This window comes from Paraburkholderia rhynchosiae, assembly GCF_002879865.1.
Classification (GTDB): Bacteria; Pseudomonadota; Gammaproteobacteria; order Burkholderiales; family Burkholderiaceae; genus Paraburkholderia; species Paraburkholderia rhynchosiae.
This window is the reverse complement of record NZ_PNXY01000035.1, coordinates 15623-32461: the sequence shown is the minus strand read 5'-3', so window position 1 is coordinate 32461 and position 16839 is coordinate 15623. Positions and strand designations below refer to the sequence as shown.

The following is a 16839-nucleotide window of genomic DNA, read 5'->3' as shown; positions in this document are numbered from 1 at the left end:
ATAAAAAGCAAACGGTGGCTGGACTGGGAGCCGGCTACTTACAACGAAAAAATTCTGGAGGCGGTATGAAATGGAGATTCCTGTCGGTGCTCGCGCTTGCTGCACCGTTGCTGACGGCATGCGGTGGCGGTGGCGGCGGCGGTGATGGCCCCGTGACGGAAGTGCGGCTGTGTCCTGCGTCGCTCGATTACAGCACGGTCTACACAGGCGGCGGCGGTGACGGCGAACTGGTCAAGCTACAACTCGATACCGCGAAGATGACGTGGCAGGTGAGCTACATCGAATCCCCGATCCCGGCGAAGACCGGCACCGTTGTGCCGACACGCGCGGGCCAGACCGCTAGCGGCACGCTGACTCAGGAAACACTGCTGCCGACGAACAAGCTGAACCAGTGCGCGTTCCGCCTGAACGGCGCGAGTCTGGATCCCAACCGTCCGGCGCGGATTTTTGTCGGCGAGGGCGTCGCGGGCGGCACGATCCCGGGCGCGGAAATTTCGTTCGGCGGGATTCTCGGCGTGGGCGCGGTGCCGGACACCAAGTTCCCGTACTACCCGTTCATCGGCTTCTCATTGATTGAAACGGATCTCGCGAAGGTGGCCGGCACCTACAACCAGCTCGGCTATCACCAGGTGCCGTCGCAGAACTTCGCGCCAGTGGCGGTTGATTCGAAGATCACCATCAACGCAGACGGCACGTGGACCGAGTGCGACAACTCCGGCGTCAACGCGGGCAAATGCCAGCAGCCGGGCAGCAACTTCGTGCAGGCAGCGGACGGCAGCGGCGCGTTCCAGACGAACAACTTCCAGGGACAGGCCAAGCCTACGCTCGCCACTACCCCAGAAGCGCGCGGCTACATGATCGTCGGCAAGCTGCGCAACCAGTTGGTGCCGATCCTCGTGCGTACGGGCGCGGCGAATTCGTCGGTCACGGTGCCGCAAAACGGCGCGCTCGGACCGTACGCGGACGACGAATCGGGCATCTCGATTCTGGCGCCGCAAAGCTCAATAGCTGTGAATTCGCAGAACGGCGAGTACATCGGCGTGGATAGCCAGTTCGACTATCGCACGACCGCCCTCGAAGGCGCGCAGGCCACGCTGCTGGATCCGTTCAACCCGTCGCAGGCATCGCTGGCGACGGCGCTGAACCTGGACTTCACGCAAACCGTGCCGGGCGTGGTCACGACGACGCACGTAGGCGCATCCACCGGCACCACGCCGACCGGAAAGATGATTTTCACGGGCGGTGTATTCGGCTACCTCGATCTGACCAACGCGGCCTCGCCATATTTCACGATCGGCGCTTTCGTTCAGTAACTGACGCGCCACGCGCCGTCAGCACGTGACAAAACGTGCGCGTCCCCGGCCGCCGTCCTCTCAAGCAGCGCGGCGGCCGGCGCTCACCGTCTATCCAGCGCACCGGCGAGGTGGCCCTGGCCCCACGGCCAACGCTCGCCGCTCGCCCCGCGCTTGTCGAGCGTCCAAGGAGGAGCAACAACATGAAAAAATTTTATCTCGCGATATTGGCCGCGTGCCTGTCTGCCAGTGCGTACGCGCAACATGCGGGCGACAACGTCGCCGCGCTCGGCTGGTTCCACGTCATGCCGCAGGATTCGAGCACGCCGCTGACGACCAACGTCGCACCGACGCCGATCAACAGGCCGCTGCGCTTGCCCAACTCATTCACGTCGGCCGGCACGAGTCTGTCGACGAACAACGCCGACACAGTCGGTCTCGTCTTCAGCCATTACCTCACCGATCACATCGCCCTGACGACGGTGGCGGGCGTGCCGCCTGTGTTCAAGATGTACGGGCACGGCACCATCAAACCGCCCGGGCCGGCGGGCGCGCTCGGCCAGCAGGATATCGGCGATCCGCAAGTGAATCCAATCGTGAAAAGCGTGCGCCAATGGAGCCCGGCGCTGCTCTTTCAGTACTACTTCAATGCACCGACGGCGAAATTCCGGCCGTTCGTGGGCATCGGCGTGTCGTACAACTGGTTCTCGGACATTCAGTTGAGCCAGAACTTCGTCCAGTCGACGCAGGAGAACCTCGGCGCGATCCTCGCTGCGGGCGCGGGCAAGCCAGGCAAAACGCAGGTGTCGGCGAAGGCGTCGTCGTCGTGGGCGCCGGTGTTCAACGCGGGGCTCGCGTACAACATCACCGAGCATTGGGGCCTGGTGGCCTCGGTGACCTACATTCCGCTGAAGACGACCTCGTCTGTGATCATCAAGGCCGCGGACGGCACCGAACTGGGCGTCTCCAAGGCCGAACTGAAGGCGGACCCCATCATTTCGTTCCTCGCGGTCTCCTATAAGTTCTGACCTCGAACAGTGAGCGCCAAATACAAAAGCCGGCCGTCCTTCGCAAGGGGAAGCCGGCTTTTTGCGTTCTTGAGAACCGGGAAATCGGAGGCAAAAAAAAGCCCGCCGAGTTGGCGGGCTGAATCCATATCAGAGGAGACATGGAGGAGACAAGAACCACTATAGCAAACCGTTTGGTGCGACGCAACATGAAAATAAGGGTTGTCCCTTCTTGTTGCGAATTCACAACGTGTGCTTGGACTTGTCGGCAGAACAACCGCTAGTGCCGGGCCAACGCCATCATTGCGCCAAATGCGACGAACACACCGCCTGTCAGCCGATTGAAAAGTCGCGCGACGCTGCGGCTCTTCAGGTGACTGCCAATGCGCGTGCCGAACCCCGCGTACACCAGATACCAGCTTACCTCGATGATCGCGAACGTCACGACCAGCACGCCGAACTGCGGCAGCTTGGGCAGCGCAGCGTCGATAAATTGCGGCAGCAGCGCGGCGGCGAACAGGATCGCCTTTGGATTGCTGCCTGCGACCAGAAAACCGTTGCGAAACAACGCGAGACGCGAGCGCGCCGGTTTGGCGGTCAGTTCGTCGGCGTCGGCGTTGGCGTTGGCTGCGGCGACTTCGTCAGCGGGCGCGCGCCACGCCTTGATGCCAAGGTAGACCAGATAAGCCGCGCCAATCATGCGTAGCGCGTTGAACATGGCCGGCCACGCTTCGAGAAATACGCCGAGACCCGCTGCGGATACCGCCAGCATCAGCACCAGCGCCGACAGGCAGCCCGCCATCGTTGCGCCGGCGCGGCGCAGACCGTGCTGAGCGCCGTGGGTCATCACCAGCAGCATATTCGGACCGGGAATCGCTGAAACGACAAAAACAGTGGCGACGAACAGCCACCAGGTATGCAGACTCATGGCACCAACGCGAAAAAGGATTGGACGGCTATTATGCCCGCGGCGCGCCGCCGTCCGCGCGCGCCCCGCTCGTCAACGGCCGGCCCGGCGCGCCGCCACCTGGCCCAGCACCGCGAAGTCCTTCTCGCCGTCGCCATGAGCGACAGCCTCGATCAGGCTGTCCCGCACCACGCTCGCGATCGGCAGCGGCGTCGTGACTGCGTCGGCCGCGGCGAGTGCGAGCCGCAAGTCTTTCAGTCCCAGACGCGCCTTGAACAGCGCCGGCTCGTAGCTCTGCTCCGCGATCATCTTGCCGTAGCCCGCGTACACGGGTCCGGGGAAAATGCCGCTCGTGATGACGTCGAGAAAGTCCTGAATGGCGAGGCCGTGCCCGGACACCAGCGCCGCGGCTTCGCCGAGTGTCTCGACCGCCGCGCCGAGCATGAAGTTCGCGGCGAGTTTCATGACGTTCGCTTGCTGCGGCAGCGAACCGATGCGCCAGGTCTTCTGACCGATCGCGTCGAAAATGGGCTGCACCCGGTCGATCGACTCAGCCGGCCCGCCGGCGACGATGGTCAGCTTGCCCGCCGCCGCGACATCCGGCCGGCCCAACACCGGCGCCGCCACATAGTTGACCCCGCGCGACGCATGCGCCGTCGCCAGCTCCTCCGCCAGCGCCACGGAGATCGTCGCCATGTTCACGTGGATCAGCCCGCGCGGCGCGTGTTCCAGCAAAGACGCCGTGACGACCTCGCGCAATGCGGCGTCGTCGGCGAGCATGGAAAACACGGCGTCGCCGGCGAACGCTTCTGCCGGCGTAGCGACGATCCGCGCGCCCGCGTCGGCGAGCGCTTGCCCGCGTTCCGGCGAGCGGTTCCATACGCGCACCTGATGCCCCGCTTTCAGGATGTTTGCAACCATCGCGGCGCCCATCTCGCCGAGACCGATAAAACCGATGTCCATCTGTGGCTCCGTCTTCTAAAGAACTGGAAGTAAAGCACACCGATGCGATAAATGCAGGAAAAGCGCGCAATGACGCACGGTGCGATACTGCTGCGATGGTCACCGCGACTTTCCGCTTCTACGAGGAGCTGAACGATTTTCTCGCCCGGCCGCTGCGTCGGCGAGCGTTCACTTACGCGTGTGCGCGCGGCGCGACGACCAAGCACACGATCGAAGCGCTAGGCGTGCCGCATACCGAAGTCGAACTCATACTGGTGAACGGCGAGTCGGTCGGTTTCAATCATCCTCTCGCGGACGGCGACCGTGTCGCGGTGTATCCGAAGTTCGAAGCGCTCGACATCCGCCCGCTGCTGCGCGTGCGGGAACGGCCGCTGCGCGTGGTGCGCTTTATCGCCGATGCGCATCTCGGCGGCCTCGCGCCGCTGCTGCGGCTTGCCGGCTTCGATACGCTGTACGACAACCACTATCCCGACGCCGATATCGAAGCGCTCGCCGCCGCGCAGGAGCGCATTGTCCTGACGCGCGACCGCGAGTTATTGAAACGCCGCACCATCACGCATGGCTGCTACGTTCGGGCGCTGCGTCCGCGCGAGCAATTTCGCGAAGTGTTCGAACGGCTGGACCTGGCAGGCAGCGCGCAGCCGTTCCGTCTATGTCTGATGTGCAACGCGCCGCTGCGGCGTATCGCAAAGGATGAAGTAGGCGACCGCGCGCCCGACGGCGTTCTGCTCCGGCACAACCAGTTCGTGACCTGCGACGTCTGCCGCCGCGTGTTCTGGGAAGGCACGCATTGGCAAAGAATGCGCGCGTTGATCGACAGCGTGGCGGCGACGCCACCGGAGTCCGGCGCGCGCAATGTGAGCGCCTCGGGCGCCTCGCCCTGACACGCGAAGCCGCCGCTCGCGCGACGAGCGGCGTGGTGCGTACAATGCGGGATTACTTATCTGGCAAAGGCCTTCCGTATGTCGATGAAAAAGACCGACCTTGAAAAGAACAAGGCACTCAAGCTGAACAATGCAATGAAGCAATCCACCGCCGAGCGCTTTGGCAAGGCTTCGGCTGCGGAGCCGAAACTCGATCGCCGTGAGCAGCGCAAGCTGGATCAGGCGCAGGGACTTGTCGCGTTCGCGTGTAAGCTGAACGGCGAACTGGTTGCTGAACTGAAAGAGCGCGCCGCCACGCATCCGGAAGGCATGACGGGATTGCTGAACGAAGTGATCAGGCGCGGCCTCGCGGGATAAGCGCAGCTACGGCATGTCGGCGCGTGTCGCTGGAATGTTGCGACGGCGCGGGGATACCGTTGAACGCCGCCGGAATAAAAAAGGCCAGAGCTCGTGCTCTGGCCTTTTTTGCTGGCGACGCCCGCCTCGAACTGGCATCGAACCGGCACCGCAAGCGCCGGCTAGCGGCGCAAATACAACGGGCGAAGCTCGCCTGACGAACGCGCGCCTGCTTAGTTCTGCGCGCCTTTGTCGTTCGTACCGGCTGCCGACGCGGCCGACGAAACCGGAGCGCGCTTGCCGTGCGTCTTCAGCTTCTTGATGTGATGCTTCTTCGGTGCGCTAGCGGCAGCGGCCGGAGCTGCCGTATCCGATGCTTGTGCGAAAGCTTGAACAGAGATCAGCGCGATCGATGCAGCTGCGAGCGAAACGATAACTTTTTTCATGTGTTGTTCCCCAAACCTCAACGACTGAGTCAGTGTGAATGGAATAGCTGCACGGGGAAGCAGGCAGGCTCGAGGCGCCTTACCGCTCCCCGCGGGAGAGTATTACCTAGGCGTAGGCGGTTTGTCATGCGCAAAACCCGATATGTATCTTCCGGGAGACAGCTTGCTTTCGACACGCTTTCACTCATTAAACGCCCGATACCAGGGCGGTTACCTAGCTGCGTCACACCAGATTGCGCAGCAGACTCGCGGTTTCCAGCAGCGTCGGCAGCACGCGGTGCAGCGCGGCGTTTGCCGACTCCTGGCCGATCGGCATGCTCACGCTGATGGCCGCGACGACCATGCCGTGCCGGTCGCGCAACGGCACGGCGACCCCGCGCACGCCGAGTTCGAGTTGCTGGTCGGTGACCACGTAGCCGTTACGGCGAATCTCGCCGAGCACTTCGCGCAGCCGTTCGATGGTGGAATAGGTATGCGGCGTGAACACCTTGATCGGATACGACGCCAGCCACTGTTCGATGCTCTCCGGCGCCTGGAACGCGAGCAACACCAATCCCGCCGACGACAAAGGCGCCGGCGCGCGCGAACCGAGCACGAAGCCGACCGCCATAGCCCGGTTCACACCATTGCGCGCCACGTACACCACATCGTGTTCATCGAGAATCGCGACGAGCGCCGTTTCCTGCAGCGTCGCGGTAATGCGTTGCAGGAACGGCTGCACCGTGCGCGGCAAGCGCGCCGAGTCGAGGTACGACTGCCCGAGCCGCAATACGCGCGGCGCGAGCCAGAACAGCTTGCCGTCGGTGTCGACGTAGCCCAGTTCGCGCAGCGTCAGCAGATAGCGGCGCGCCGCCGTGCGCGAAAGACCCGCGCGTCCGGCCACTGCAGTCGGTGTCATGCGCGCGTGTTCTTCGTCGAATGCCTCGATGATCGCCAACGCCTTCGCGGCGCCGGCGATCCAGTCTTTTTCGTCCATGGAGTTGCCTGAGATTGTGGCGGCTAATGCGGGCTGGTGCCGCTTGCCGCGGCCAGCCTCAGCCTATGCGGGCGATTGTGCCCGAAGCCGCTTGTCCCTCGGGCGATTATCGCGCAGCTCGGCCCGGTGCCCGGCTACCGCCCGGCTCGGAGTCGCCGGCCTCGGAACGTTTTTCGGCATGCAAACGTGCGCTACTGAGTGCCCAACTGAAGCGCCTGGCGGCCCGCCTCAAGCCGCCCGCGGATGCGCATACAGATGCCGCGCGTCGCCAGTAGGTGGGAACACGCACCAACAGCCGTCGTCGTGACGGAAGAAGAAGAGTCCCCGCGAGCCCGTTTCAGCCGATGTCTCCACGCGCACGTAACGCCGACCGCCCACGCGCGTACGGCTGAACTCGGTGACGTGCACAGCCGCGGATGCCGCCGGCGCGAGCCATTTCTCGACGAGAAAACGCAACGATTGTTCGCTAGCGGCTCTCATGATTCGCTCTGCGCCGGTTTGTTGTCGTGCGCCTCGCGGGTGGCGTCAGTGCTTTCGTCGCTTTCCGCCGAGTCCGCCTGGCGCTCCGCCGACGCAAGCGCCATTGTCCGGTTCGTGGCAGCCGCCCGCAGCGTGCTGCAATGACTGGCATGTCTGATATCCGAGAGAAGACGGACCAACTGTCGTGCTGTTCTGCGCTTCATTCCACACCCCCCGCACCGCACCAAGAACTTCAGAAAACACTTTAACTCTATGCCTGGATCGGGCGTTACCAAACTGGTTTTGACTAAATAGCAACAGTTGCGCTTGCAAAAAGAGACACGCAATCTTCGTACCGTCCGTACTCAATGTGCACGCGGTGTGTCCGGCAATCTGTACGCTCGCGAGCCAAAGCGGATTGAAAATGCGCCGCCGCAGAAGCTGGGCAAACGCCCGAGACGCAGCATCGGCACGCCACTTATCCACACTGGCCTATGCATAACGTTGGGATAGCGCATGGAACAGCCTGTGCGCGAAATCTTGATAAGACGACGCGGTCGACGCAAGGCAGGAAAGTTATCCTGAACTGGAAGTTTTCCTACAGTGCGGCTCCGCACGGTTATCGGATTGCCATTACCTTGATGTAACGGAAGAATCGGCGGTTATCCACAGAGGAGACTAACCCTTGTTAACTACTACTACATACGTATACGCATCAAGTAAAAGACATAGGAGAAGTGTCGCTGCACGCTGATTTTGCAGGCTGATCGCACTTCGACCCGCCGCAGCGCGAGTCGGAACATCTCAGCGCAGTGCGCCCGCGTCGCTCGCCGGTTGCACTGACGCGGCCTTGCCGATCACGTCGGGCGTTTCGGGAATCGGCGCTGGGGCCGCCGCCTCGACGGGCATCGGCAGCGGGCGCGTCTCGATGCGGTCGTTGGAAACAGGCTGCGTACGCACTACCGTCTGCAGATAATGGTCGACGAGACCGAAAAAACGGTCGTAGAACTTGCCGGACGGAATGGTCTCGCTGGAGATTTTGACCATCGCGTCGCTGTTCGAGCGGATCGGTAGTGACAGCGAACCGAGCACGCTCAACCCGACACTCGCCGACGTATCGCTCTTCTTCAACGCAAAGCCGTTCTGCACGGCGTTCACGTAGACGATGCTCGTACTGCTCGCCTCTTCGCCCGGCGTACACACCACATGAAATTCGACGACCACGTGCGTATCGCCGGTGGGCTGAAAGTTCTTGGTCCCGTCGACGGTATCGTTGCGTGTCAACGTGGTCAGATAGCCTTGGCTCAACAACGCGCGACGCGCGGCCTCACAGGTATCGGTCACGCTCGAGTTGAAATTGCGGGCATAGGGGCTCGCGCCGGTTTCGAATAGCTCCTGCTGGAATTTCGGCTGCGGCGCGCTGCTGCAAGCGGCCAGAATCATCAGTGCGCACAGCGAAGCCGCGGTGGTCTTGAAAAGCGAGGTGGACATGGTCAATCAGAAAACGCTGCGTGAATGCGAAAGAAATCGCGAAGAAAATGCATTGTAGAGCGGTTGCCGCACGTGCGTAAAAAGCGTGCAGGGAAGCAGACAGCACGCGGCTTGCGCGGCTTTCGCGACGGAGGTAGCGCTGCGGCAGCGAGCGCGTGAAGAAAAGCGAAGAGCCGGCGCTCAGTTCGACGTCGGAGGGAGTCCTGTCGACGAGACCGCCCCGTTTAGTCCTGCCCCAGCGGCGCTAGCGGCACCGACAGCACCGACAGACGGAATGGTGAAGGCATTGCTCCAGTTGCCCGTCACAGGACAACGGTCGGCCGCACGAGCGTCGCACATGTCCGCCTGAGCGTTCACAGGCTTGACGATGTCTTGCGGTGTACCGACGTCGGCAAAGTCGCCGGCGCGCAAGCTCACTTTCTGCGCGTAGGCTTGCGAGCCGCCGTAGTTCCTGAGCGCGGCGTTCATATCGCCGTTGGCCGAGCGCATATAGCCATAGAGGATCGCGGAGCCGACCTCGATATTCGCCGTCGGCTCGGTGAGGTCCTTCACGTTCCTCAGAAGCCCGCGATGCGCGCTCGGCACCACCTGCATCAGCCCCGTTGCGCCGTTAGCGCCCTTGGCCTTTTCCTTGAAGCGCGACTCAATCGAGATGATCGCCAGCAGCAGCGCTGGCGGCAGCGAATATTTGGAGGCAGCGGATTGAACCGCATCGGAAATTTTCTGAGCCTTCTCCTTTGCCAGCCCGAATTTTTGCGTCAGGTACGCCGACATGTGGTCGCCGTTTTCCTCGGCAATCGCAGTCTGCGCAAGGCCGAGCGAAAGCAGGATCAGGCAAAGTAACCGGCTCATAGGATACATCTGAGGAAAGAATGTGCGCATTATAGCCTTGCCTGAAAAATAGGCATCGCTGGACTAAATGCGCGGCAAGCGGCCGTGGCTTACGCCTGAGCCAAGGATGTTCGGGTCTGGGGACGGCGCCGGTTCGTTTGCAAGAACCTTCGTTGTTCCGGGGAATGGTCAGCGGTTAGCTGCGAACAGCAGTTTCGTCTCTCATCGCCGCTTCCGTTGGTGATGCGTGAAACCGTCGGGGCGCCGCAGATTTGAGACAATGACGCTCGCCCGCGAACATTCCTTCCGCGAGACCCACCGGCCCATCGAACACGAGACGTCTTCAGCATGAGCAAGACCGGATTTATCCCCAGCGTCCCCGCAGCGTCAGAGGACGATTTCGACATATCGGCGACCTCGAAGCTCGCCGGCTATCGGCGTTTCTTCGGCGTGTTGAAAGTGATTCGAACCACCGACGGCCGCGTGCTCTTTCCGTTCGATGGCGCACCGGAACTCGGTCCCTATGCAACGAAGCTCGAGGCGGTCGCGGCGGCACAGGTCTACGGCGAGCATATTGTGATGAGCGACCTGGCTCGTCCGGAGTTGTAAGCGCCGACTTCGCATAAACAAAAAGCGCCGGCTATCGGAGCCGGCGCTTTTGCTTGGTGCAGTTATGGGAATCACGGTAGTAGTGCACAGCGGAAATAGATGCGTTTACAGAATTGGGGTTGTGGGCCACATGGCCAAAACACGATGTGAAATCAATGGCCTACGGAAAGCGCAAACGCTTTTGGAGGCACGAAAGCCGGCCGAAAATGCATAAGAATGCCGTCAAGCTGATTTCGCCCGGCTCCAGAGTTAGAAGCGTTTACGCGCCCTCCCGCTTGGCTTCGACCGTTCCCCGTAAACAGCCGGCCGGACACAGATTATTTCCCGCTGCGCAGCGGCGCCCGCCAATTTCCTTGGGGTTGAGAAGTCCGAGGCGGGCGCATGTGGACAAGCCACTCGTCGAATTTCGCACAGAAACCATCGACGGTCGGCGCGTCCGGACGTTGCGACGGTTGCAAAGCATCAAGAATGGCCATCGCGCGATTTACCGAAACGTGCAGAGCGGCAGCCAGAGGACCGAGTTGCATGTCCATGCGTTCGCTGAATGTATCCGGGTCAAGCTCGTCGTCCCAAACCGTGACCGTAGTCCGGTCATTTACCAAGTTGTCGTCAAGGTCATCCCAGTCTGCGTACCCGCACATCAGGGCGAATACGTCTCTGGCGCGAATCGTCGACAGTCGTCGCACGCCCGTCATGAGTCTGAGCCGCAGTGCCTTCTCTTCGGCGTATCGCTTAGATGGGGGAAAGAAGACAGCATCCCAACCGTTCATAATTGACTCCTGGAAAGGGCTGACAAACCTGCGCGGGCAAGCCAGCCCATGACGTCTTTTGCGGGCACTAATGAAGATGCGTGCCTGCATCGCCCGGGGCTACGCGCCAGCTTTTTCTCCCGGATTCTTGCTGCGTATGCCTGGTCGGCCGCAGTTGACTTCGACAGTTCCGGCGGAATGGGCGCGACAAGCGGCTTGGTATCAAGGCCGGCCGCTGCGGCCTGCTTTTCACCCCATTAACGGTCAAACTGTGCCGTAGCCTTTGCCTTGGCGTCAGAAACCTGCCCGGCGTTACTGCATCTTCGAGAAGCTCGTCGGGCGATAGATGGAGCTTTCCTGCGAAATCAAATGATTCGATGCCGCCATGCTGCGTAGAAACGTGCGCCACCTTTCGTCCTGCTGCATGGCTGCGCGACGCGTCTCGCGGTCGGCCATGTCTTCGAATCTCCATAGGTGCACGACCTCGTTCAAGCTCCCAACCTCGCTCACGAACCAGCCAATCGGCTCGCCAAGGTATTCGCGTTGAAGCGGCAGGCCTTCTTTCTCGTACGCTTCGAGAAACAATGGCACCGACCCAACTCGGCAGGTGTAAGTCCGAATCTCCACAATCACGACATTAAATCCTCAATGGGGGATGGAAGCGGGGCCTCCGCTTCCAATCCAGACTGTTAGAAGAGTTCGCGCAAGCCAATCATCACGCCTGTCTGACCACGCCCCGCTACCGGAGCGGCTGGGACCGGCGATGTACTGGATACAGAGAAGGTCGCGGCGTGGCCGTTGAACATATGTGCGCCCGCGACATAAACGGAGCTTCGCTTTGAGAGCAGGTAAGTCACTCGAGCGATGGCAAGGTCCCCGCGCACGCCGGCGACGGTACTGCGCAAACCGACGTATTGGCCGTCTAGCACGACTGAATGAGTGACCGGGTAAGTTGCGCCGGCAAAAAATAGATTCGTTTGCAGTGACACGGCGTCGGCTCTAAGGCGGCGGTAAATCCATCCTGCTCCGAGCCTCAGGTCGCCGAACTTGGCAAAAGCATCAGCTAAAAAGCGGGAGTCTTTGTCCGACGATGACCTGAAGGCGATAGGGGGCTGGCTAGGTATAAGCGTTACCGAAGAAGTTTCGCCGCCCCGCTGCTCGTCATAAGCGACGGATGCACCCCATGATGTACTGTTGTACTGGAGCATGGCCGACCAGGCATGGCAGGCAACTCCTTCGCCCGGTTGTTGGCCAGCGCAGTTACCCGGTGCGAGCGTGTCTCTCCCGAGGCTGAACGTCGCGCCTAGAGTCAATCCTCCGATGGTGTTGGTGTAAGCAACAGAATTGTCTTCACGTGCGCTTGCCAGGAACGGGTCGAAATCGACCATCGAATACGACGCTGACCCGATGTTGTCCGCCTGCAATAACGCAGTCCACAGCATCTCCTGCTGTCGACCGAAGGTGAGGGTTCCCCACTGGTTGCTGCTCAAGCCGACATAGGCCGAGCGACCAAACAATCGACCGCCTTGGTTTAGCTGCCCATTCGTAACCGAAAAACCGTTCTCGAGGCGAAAGATTGCCTTCAACCCACCGCCCAAGTCCTCCGTACCTCTAAAACCCCAGCGAGAAGGCTGCTGCCCGGTCAACTGCGTTGCGCGGAACAGGCTCCTGTCCGCAGCACCGACGTTGCTCACATACTCAAAACCTGTATCGACGATGCCGTAGAGCTCGACACTGCTCTGCGCCAACGCCATATGCGATGCGCCGCACAAGATGGCGGCAACTGCGACCTTCTTCATGAGTTAAGTCTCCGTTTTGTAGTTCTGTGCGATGCGCTTTGGCTGCTGCCGATTGGCCGTCATCGGACGCGCTTGTTTCGCTGTGGAGTAAAGACTATGATTTTTTCCAATAACAGAAAATTGACTGTTTTTCCTCGACTCATAACCCATCGGTAATGCCATGAGCAGTCTCGCAAGCGATACGACGCAACCAGCGGCCATCGAAAGATTTTTCCGTGCTGGCCTCAAGCTCCAGCAGTTGCGGATTCTGGTGCGCTTGGCGCAGGTGGGCCAGGTTCGCAAGGTCGCGGAAGCGTTTCACGTCACACAGCCCGCAATCTCGAAGCAAATTGCCGAGATGGAGGCGGCTCTACAGATGCCTCTTGTGCAGCGGGCGGGCCGGCGGTTGAGGTTCACGGCGGCCGGCGAGACGCTGGTCACTCATGGCCGGGAAATCCTTCATCATCTGGAGCAGGCAAGAATCGAATTGGATTCGTTGGCCTCAGGTGTCGCGGGAAAAGTGACGGTCGGGGCCGTCGGGACCACGACTCCCGTTCTTGTACCGCGAGCCATCGCGACTTTTCAGCGACACGCACCAAATGCTTCCGTTTCTCTGCTAGAGAGCACGACGGACCGCATGTTTCCGATGCTGCTGGAGGGTGAACTCGACATCGTGATTTCCCGAACTCCGCCGCCGGACCAACGGGAGTTTGAGCAAGTCCCAGTGTGCAAAGACCCGATAGTGGTCGTCGCGAGCAAGGACCATCCGTTGGCCTACCGCCGCACCATTACGTGGAAGGACGTCCATGACGTGCCTTGGATTCTCCCGCCGACGGGCTCCGCTCTCGATAAGGCGCTCGTGCAGACTCTCTCCCGACACAAACTGGAATTGCCACAGGGATGTGTGCAATCCGCATCTCTTTTGGCTTATTCCGTTTTATTGGAAGGTGGCAACCTGATAGGACTGCTTCCGCAGTCATACGCACAGCGCTGTGTCGATGCCAGCGACTTGGAAGTGTTGCCGCTAACGCTGCCTCATTTACCGTCGCAAATCCTGATGACTCGCCGGCGCAACCACGCGAGCCCGGTTGTCAGCTTAATGCAGCGATGCTTTGAGGAGGCGGGCGCAACGATGGCAGTAGTAACCCGGTAAATAACCCCTCGGTAATGGAAAGGAGAAAATTCGTAACTTGTTGTGCCGGTCACTTGAAAGCAGGATGGGAATCGTTGGCGGCTCATCCCGCTTTAAGAAACGAACTCAGTGACCTCCATGAAGCAATCGAATGTGCTGTTCATTCTGTCTGATGAGCATCAGCATGCATTGATGGGTTGTGCGGGCAACCAGGTTGTCCAAACGCCTAATCTCGACCGGCTCGCAGCGCGCGGAACGAGATTTGAGAATGCGTATACGCCATCTCCCATCTGCGTGCCTGCACGTGCGAGCTTGGCCACCGGCCGTCACGTTCACGAAATCCGCTGCTGGGATAACGCGATTGCCTATGACGGAGAGCCCAAGAGTTGGGCGCATCGGCTGGGCGATGCCGGAATCGCGGCCGACTCTATCGGCAAGCTTCATTACCGAAGCGCGTCAAGTCCCGCGGGTTTTCGTCGACAAATTTCTCCGGTTCACATCATGGGCGGAATCGGTCAAGTCTGGGGGTCTGTTCGTGCCCCCTTGCCAGAGACGATGGGACGGTCTCCGCTGTATGACCAGATTGGGCCGGGGCACTCGTCGTATAACGAGTTCGATGAAGGCGTTGCTGACCACGCTGTCCGTTGGTTCGGTGAACGTGCCGAGCTGGAAGAGCCTTGGGTTCTCTTTGTCGGCTTTGTGGCCCCTCATTTCCCGCTCGTCGTCCCTCAGCGCTACCTCGACCTTTACCCGACCGACAGCATCAAGTTGCCACCGCTGCATCCGGACCGGGGATATACGCGCCACCCTTGGGTTGAGCGGCAAGCGCAATACATGGACCACGACCAGGCAATCGGCTGCGACGAGCAGCGGCGCCTCGCAATCGCGTCGTATCTGGGACTTGTTTCATTCGTCGACGACAACATTGGGCGAGTCCTCGACGCATTGCGGGAGCATGGTCTTGAAGAGTCGACGACGGTCATTTACTCCAGCGACCACGGTGAAAATCTGGGCTCGCGTGGGATGTGGAACAAGTGCCTGATGTACCGCGAATCCACAGGTGTTCCGATGATTCTTGCCGGCCCCGAGATTCCCGCGGGCCGCGTCTGTGAGACCCCGGTCTCGCTGTTGGACGTTCAGAACACCATTCTCGACCTGCTCGGTGTACCCGAAGACGTCGGTTCGCCCGGTACATCCATGGCGCGGCTGGCGAATACGCCTGACGACCCGACTCGAACTGTCTTTAGCGAATACCACGCAGTTGGCTCCGAGTCAGCAGCGTACATGCTCGCGAACAAGAGGTACAAGTACCACTACTACGTAGGCTTTGAGCCTGAGCTTTTCGACCTCGAGACCGACCCCGCTGAAACGTCCAACCTCGCATGGCTGCCGGGCTATCGAACATTGGTTTCGGAATTCGAAGCGCAACTTCGAAGCATCGTCGACCCGGAAGCTGTTGACGCGTCTGCCAAGCAAGACCAGCACGCTTTGATTGAGAGCTTTGGCGGACGTGAGTCGGCTTTGAAAACCGGAACACCTGGAGCTACGCCCGTGCAGCGTCAGTAAGACGTGCGCACCGTCCAGCCTGAGCACGCCGGAATCCCAGCTAGCTTCACAATTAAAACCAAAGGAGACAGAGCAATGCTTACAACGAGCACAGCTCAACAATGGGCCGCCCTCTCTATGCGAAAATGGAGGACGGTCTTTCTCGCGAGCCTCGGCAGTTCGTTGGAGATGTACGACTTCATCGTGTACGGCGTCTTCGCAAAGGAAATAGCCTCACAGTTCTTCCCGGCGATTGACCCTATCGTCGCGCTCATCAGCTCGTTTGGCGTCTTCGCCGTCGGATACGTATCGCGCCCGCTCGGCGCTATTGTCCTCAGCAGTTTCGGTGACCGCCACGGACGAAAGCACGTGTTTCTCGTCTCCATTCTGGCAATGTCGGGCTCGACCATTGGTATCGGGGTGCTGCCCGGCTACGCATCAATCGGGGTTTTGGCGCCGGCGCTGCTCATTCTGTTAAGACTCGTGCAAGGTTTCTTCCTCGCCGGCGAACTGCCGTGCGCCATCACATATGTGGTTGAAGAGATTCCGCAAAAGGCCGGATTTGTCAGTGGCTTGGTGCTCTTCTTTCTGAACAGCGGCATCTTCATCGCAACGATGACGAACTTCGTCATCCAGTCTTCTCTCAGTGCTGCAGACGTGCATTCGTACGGTTGGAGAATTGCGTTCTGTCTAGGTGGCCTACTCGGCTTGCTCAGTTACTTCCTGCGACGGTCCCTGGAGGAAACTCAGGAGTTTGCCCGGATGCGGACCCACGTGTCGCGCAAGCCGTTCCGCGACCTAATTTCTCGTCACGGTAGAGCCGTCTTGATTGGTGTCGGCATCTCGAGCGTGGTGAACGCATCGAATATCATGCTGTTTGTCTTCTTCCCGAACTTTGCCACCAACACGCTGCACCACGACCCTCGTGTCGTTAGCGCATGCCAGAACGTCGGCATCGCTTGTCTCTCAATTTCGATACTATTCTCCGGATGGCTTTGCGACCACGTACCTCGGCGCATCGTGCATCGGATTGGAGCGTTGCTGATGATTGGCGGTAGCTACCCGTTGTATCTTGCACTGGTCTCCGGCACCATCGACCTCTGGACCGCCGTTATCGCTATGGGTATGGTTGGCGGCCTCGTGGCCGGAGCCTATGCCTGCATCCTCGCAGACCTATTTCCGACCGAAGTGCGATTCAGCGGCATCGCCCTGTCTCTGAACCTTAGTACGGTCATCTTCACTGGGCTCACTCCAGTTGCAATCACCTTTTTTATCAAGGCATCGAAACACTCAGCTATGCCTGGGCTCTACCTGGCAGTCGTCGCTTTGTTCGCATTCTCTGTCGGGCTCGTTTTGAAACGACGCGGTGGGAAACTCCGCCAAGTCGATGCCTAACGATACATCGGCACGAGGGTCAAGAGCGCTCCAGACCCT

18 protein-coding genes are annotated in these 16839 nt (G+C 60.5%); 8 read left to right on the top strand and 10 right to left on the bottom strand.

The features are described 5' to 3' along the window. Positions 1-65: 65 nt before the first annotated feature. Together C0Z16_RS31160 and C0Z16_RS31155 are read left to right on the top strand one after the other, a co-directional pair. Positions 66-1313, top strand: a complete 1248-nt coding sequence (locus tag C0Z16_RS31160; protein WP_102635888.1) for a DUF2957 domain-containing protein — start codon at positions 66-68, stop codon at positions 1311-1313. Positions 1314-1495: 182 nt separating this feature from the next. Beyond that, complete coding sequence (locus C0Z16_RS31155; RefSeq protein ID WP_102635887.1) at positions 1496-2320, top strand: OmpW/AlkL family protein; 825 nt, start codon at positions 1496-1498, stop codon at positions 2318-2320. A 259-nt stretch (positions 2321-2579) separates the two neighbouring features. Here C0Z16_RS31155 and C0Z16_RS31150 read toward each other — a convergent pair whose 3' ends face one another. Both C0Z16_RS31150 and C0Z16_RS31145 read right to left on the bottom strand, forming a co-directional pair. Further along, the gene (locus tag C0Z16_RS31150; RefSeq protein WP_102635886.1) at positions 2580-3227 is read right to left on the bottom strand and encodes a LysE family translocator; all 648 of its coding nucleotides are present in this window, start codon (positions 3225-3227) and stop codon (positions 2580-2582) included. Positions 3228-3299: 72 nt separating this feature from the next. Then, positions 3300-4169: an NAD(P)-dependent oxidoreductase gene (locus tag C0Z16_RS31145; protein ID WP_102635885.1), complete on the bottom strand. Its 870-nt coding sequence runs from the start codon at positions 4167-4169 to the stop codon at positions 3300-3302. 95 nt (positions 4170-4264) lie between these two features. Here C0Z16_RS31145 and C0Z16_RS31140 point away from each other — a divergent pair, with 95 nt between their 5' ends. Beyond that, positions 4265-5053, top strand: coding sequence for a Mut7-C RNAse domain-containing protein (locus tag C0Z16_RS31140; RefSeq protein WP_102635884.1), 789 nt, complete (start codon positions 4265-4267; stop codon positions 5051-5053). 78 nt (positions 5054-5131) lie between these two features. Beyond that, the gene (locus tag C0Z16_RS31135; protein WP_102635883.1) at positions 5132-5410 is read left to right on the top strand and encodes a hypothetical protein; all 279 of its coding nucleotides are present in this window, start codon (positions 5132-5134) and stop codon (positions 5408-5410) included. A gap of 212 nt (positions 5411-5622) precedes the next feature. Here C0Z16_RS31135 and C0Z16_RS31130 read toward each other — a convergent pair whose 3' ends face one another. From C0Z16_RS31130 to C0Z16_RS31105, 5 genes are all read right to left on the bottom strand, one after another. Then, complete coding sequence (locus C0Z16_RS31130; protein WP_102635882.1) at positions 5623-5835, bottom strand: hypothetical protein; 213 nt, start codon at positions 5833-5835, stop codon at positions 5623-5625. Positions 5836-6058: 223 nt separating this feature from the next. Beyond that, on the bottom strand, positions 6059-6811 hold the full coding sequence (locus tag C0Z16_RS31125) for an IclR family transcriptional regulator domain-containing protein (RefSeq protein WP_102635881.1): 753 nt from the start codon (positions 6809-6811) through the stop codon (positions 6059-6061). Between the two features lie 228 nt (positions 6812-7039). Then, on the bottom strand, positions 7040-7291 hold the full coding sequence (locus C0Z16_RS31120; RefSeq protein WP_102635880.1) for a hypothetical protein: 252 nt from the start codon (positions 7289-7291) through the stop codon (positions 7040-7042). Positions 7292-8074: 783 nt separating this feature from the next. Continuing rightward, a complete protein-coding gene (locus C0Z16_RS31110; RefSeq protein WP_102635878.1) occupies positions 8075-8761 on the bottom strand; it encodes a DUF2242 domain-containing protein in 687 nt (228 codons plus the stop codon). A 180-nt stretch (positions 8762-8941) separates the two neighbouring features. Further along, positions 8942-9613, bottom strand: a complete 672-nt coding sequence (locus tag C0Z16_RS31105; protein ID WP_102635911.1) for a transglycosylase SLT domain-containing protein — start codon at positions 9611-9613, stop codon at positions 8942-8944. A gap of 327 nt (positions 9614-9940) precedes the next feature. Between C0Z16_RS31105 and C0Z16_RS31100 the strand changes: the two genes are divergently transcribed. Further along, positions 9941-10201: a DUF6723 family protein gene (locus C0Z16_RS31100; protein ID WP_102635877.1), complete on the top strand. Its 261-nt coding sequence runs from the start codon at positions 9941-9943 to the stop codon at positions 10199-10201. A 317-nt stretch (positions 10202-10518) separates the two neighbouring features. Here the strand turns inward: C0Z16_RS31100 and C0Z16_RS31095 are convergent, their stop codons facing one another. From C0Z16_RS31095 to C0Z16_RS31085, 3 genes are all read right to left on the bottom strand, one after another. Beyond that, entirely contained in the window at positions 10519-10971 is a 453-nt protein-coding gene (locus C0Z16_RS31095) for a hypothetical protein (protein WP_102635876.1), read from the bottom strand. A gap of 291 nt (positions 10972-11262) precedes the next feature. After that, entirely contained in the window at positions 11263-11577 is a 315-nt protein-coding gene (locus C0Z16_RS31090; RefSeq protein ID WP_279635088.1) for an NIPSNAP family protein, read from the bottom strand. Positions 11578-11639: 62 nt separating this feature from the next. After that, positions 11640-12749, bottom strand: a complete 1110-nt coding sequence (locus tag C0Z16_RS31085) for a porin (RefSeq protein ID WP_102635874.1) — start codon at positions 12747-12749, stop codon at positions 11640-11642. A 160-nt stretch (positions 12750-12909) separates the two neighbouring features. On the opposite strand from C0Z16_RS31085, the gene C0Z16_RS31080 reads away from it, so the two are divergent. The 3 genes from C0Z16_RS31080 to C0Z16_RS31070 all read left to right on the top strand — a co-directional run bounded on the left by C0Z16_RS31080 (position 12910) and on the right by C0Z16_RS31070 (position 16800). Continuing rightward, complete coding sequence (locus C0Z16_RS31080; RefSeq protein WP_102635873.1) at positions 12910-13881, top strand: LysR family transcriptional regulator; 972 nt, start codon at positions 12910-12912, stop codon at positions 13879-13881. A gap of 117 nt (positions 13882-13998) precedes the next feature. Beyond that, positions 13999-15426 (top strand): sulfatase-like hydrolase/transferase, encoded by a 1428-nt coding sequence (locus tag C0Z16_RS31075; protein WP_102635872.1) that lies wholly within the window; start codon positions 13999-14001, stop codon positions 15424-15426. A 75-nt stretch (positions 15427-15501) separates the two neighbouring features. Continuing rightward, complete coding sequence (locus C0Z16_RS31070) at positions 15502-16800, top strand: MFS transporter (protein WP_102635871.1); 1299 nt, start codon at positions 15502-15504, stop codon at positions 16798-16800. The last annotated feature ends 39 nt before the right edge of the window (positions 16801-16839 follow it).

Coding starts and splice junctions, on each gene's coding strand:
- C0Z16_RS31130 (WP_102635882.1), bottom strand. CDS start 5,835: ATGAAAAAAGTTATCGTTTCGCTCGCAGCTGCATCGATCGCGCTGATC.
- C0Z16_RS31100 (WP_102635877.1), top strand. CDS start 9,941: ATGAGCAAGACCGGATTTATCCCCAGCGTCCCCGCAGCGTCAGAGGAC.
- C0Z16_RS31110 (WP_102635878.1), bottom strand. CDS start 8,761: ATGTCCACCTCGCTTTTCAAGACCACCGCGGCTTCGCTGTGCGCACTG.
- C0Z16_RS31150 (WP_102635886.1), bottom strand. CDS start 3,227: ATGAGTCTGCATACCTGGTGGCTGTTCGTCGCCACTGTTTTTGTCGTT.
- C0Z16_RS31075 (WP_102635872.1), top strand. CDS start 13,999: ATGAAGCAATCGAATGTGCTGTTCATTCTGTCTGATGAGCATCAGCAT.
- C0Z16_RS31140 (WP_102635884.1), top strand. CDS start 4,265: ATGGTCACCGCGACTTTCCGCTTCTACGAGGAGCTGAACGATTTTCTC.
- C0Z16_RS31105 (WP_102635911.1), bottom strand. CDS start 9,613: ATGAGCCGGTTACTTTGCCTGATCCTGCTTTCGCTCGGCCTTGCGCAG.
- C0Z16_RS31125 (WP_102635881.1), bottom strand. CDS start 6,811: ATGGACGAAAAAGACTGGATCGCCGGCGCCGCGAAGGCGTTGGCGATC.
- C0Z16_RS31160 (WP_102635888.1), top strand. CDS start 66: ATGAAATGGAGATTCCTGTCGGTGCTCGCGCTTGCTGCACCGTTGCTG.
- C0Z16_RS31120 (WP_102635880.1), bottom strand. CDS start 7,291: ATGAGAGCCGCTAGCGAACAATCGTTGCGTTTTCTCGTCGAGAAATGG.
- C0Z16_RS31080 (WP_102635873.1), top strand. CDS start 12,910: ATGAGCAGTCTCGCAAGCGATACGACGCAACCAGCGGCCATCGAAAGA.
- C0Z16_RS31070 (WP_102635871.1), top strand. CDS start 15,502: ATGCTTACAACGAGCACAGCTCAACAATGGGCCGCCCTCTCTATGCGA.
- C0Z16_RS31145 (WP_102635885.1), bottom strand. CDS start 4,169: ATGGACATCGGTTTTATCGGTCTCGGCGAGATGGGCGCCGCGATGGTT.
- C0Z16_RS31135 (WP_102635883.1), top strand. CDS start 5,132: ATGTCGATGAAAAAGACCGACCTTGAAAAGAACAAGGCACTCAAGCTG.
- C0Z16_RS31095 (WP_102635876.1), bottom strand. CDS start 10,971: ATGAACGGTTGGGATGCTGTCTTCTTTCCCCCATCTAAGCGATACGCC.
- C0Z16_RS31155 (WP_102635887.1), top strand. CDS start 1,496: ATGAAAAAATTTTATCTCGCGATATTGGCCGCGTGCCTGTCTGCCAGT.
- C0Z16_RS31085 (WP_102635874.1), bottom strand. CDS start 12,749: ATGAAGAAGGTCGCAGTTGCCGCCATCTTGTGCGGCGCATCGCATATG.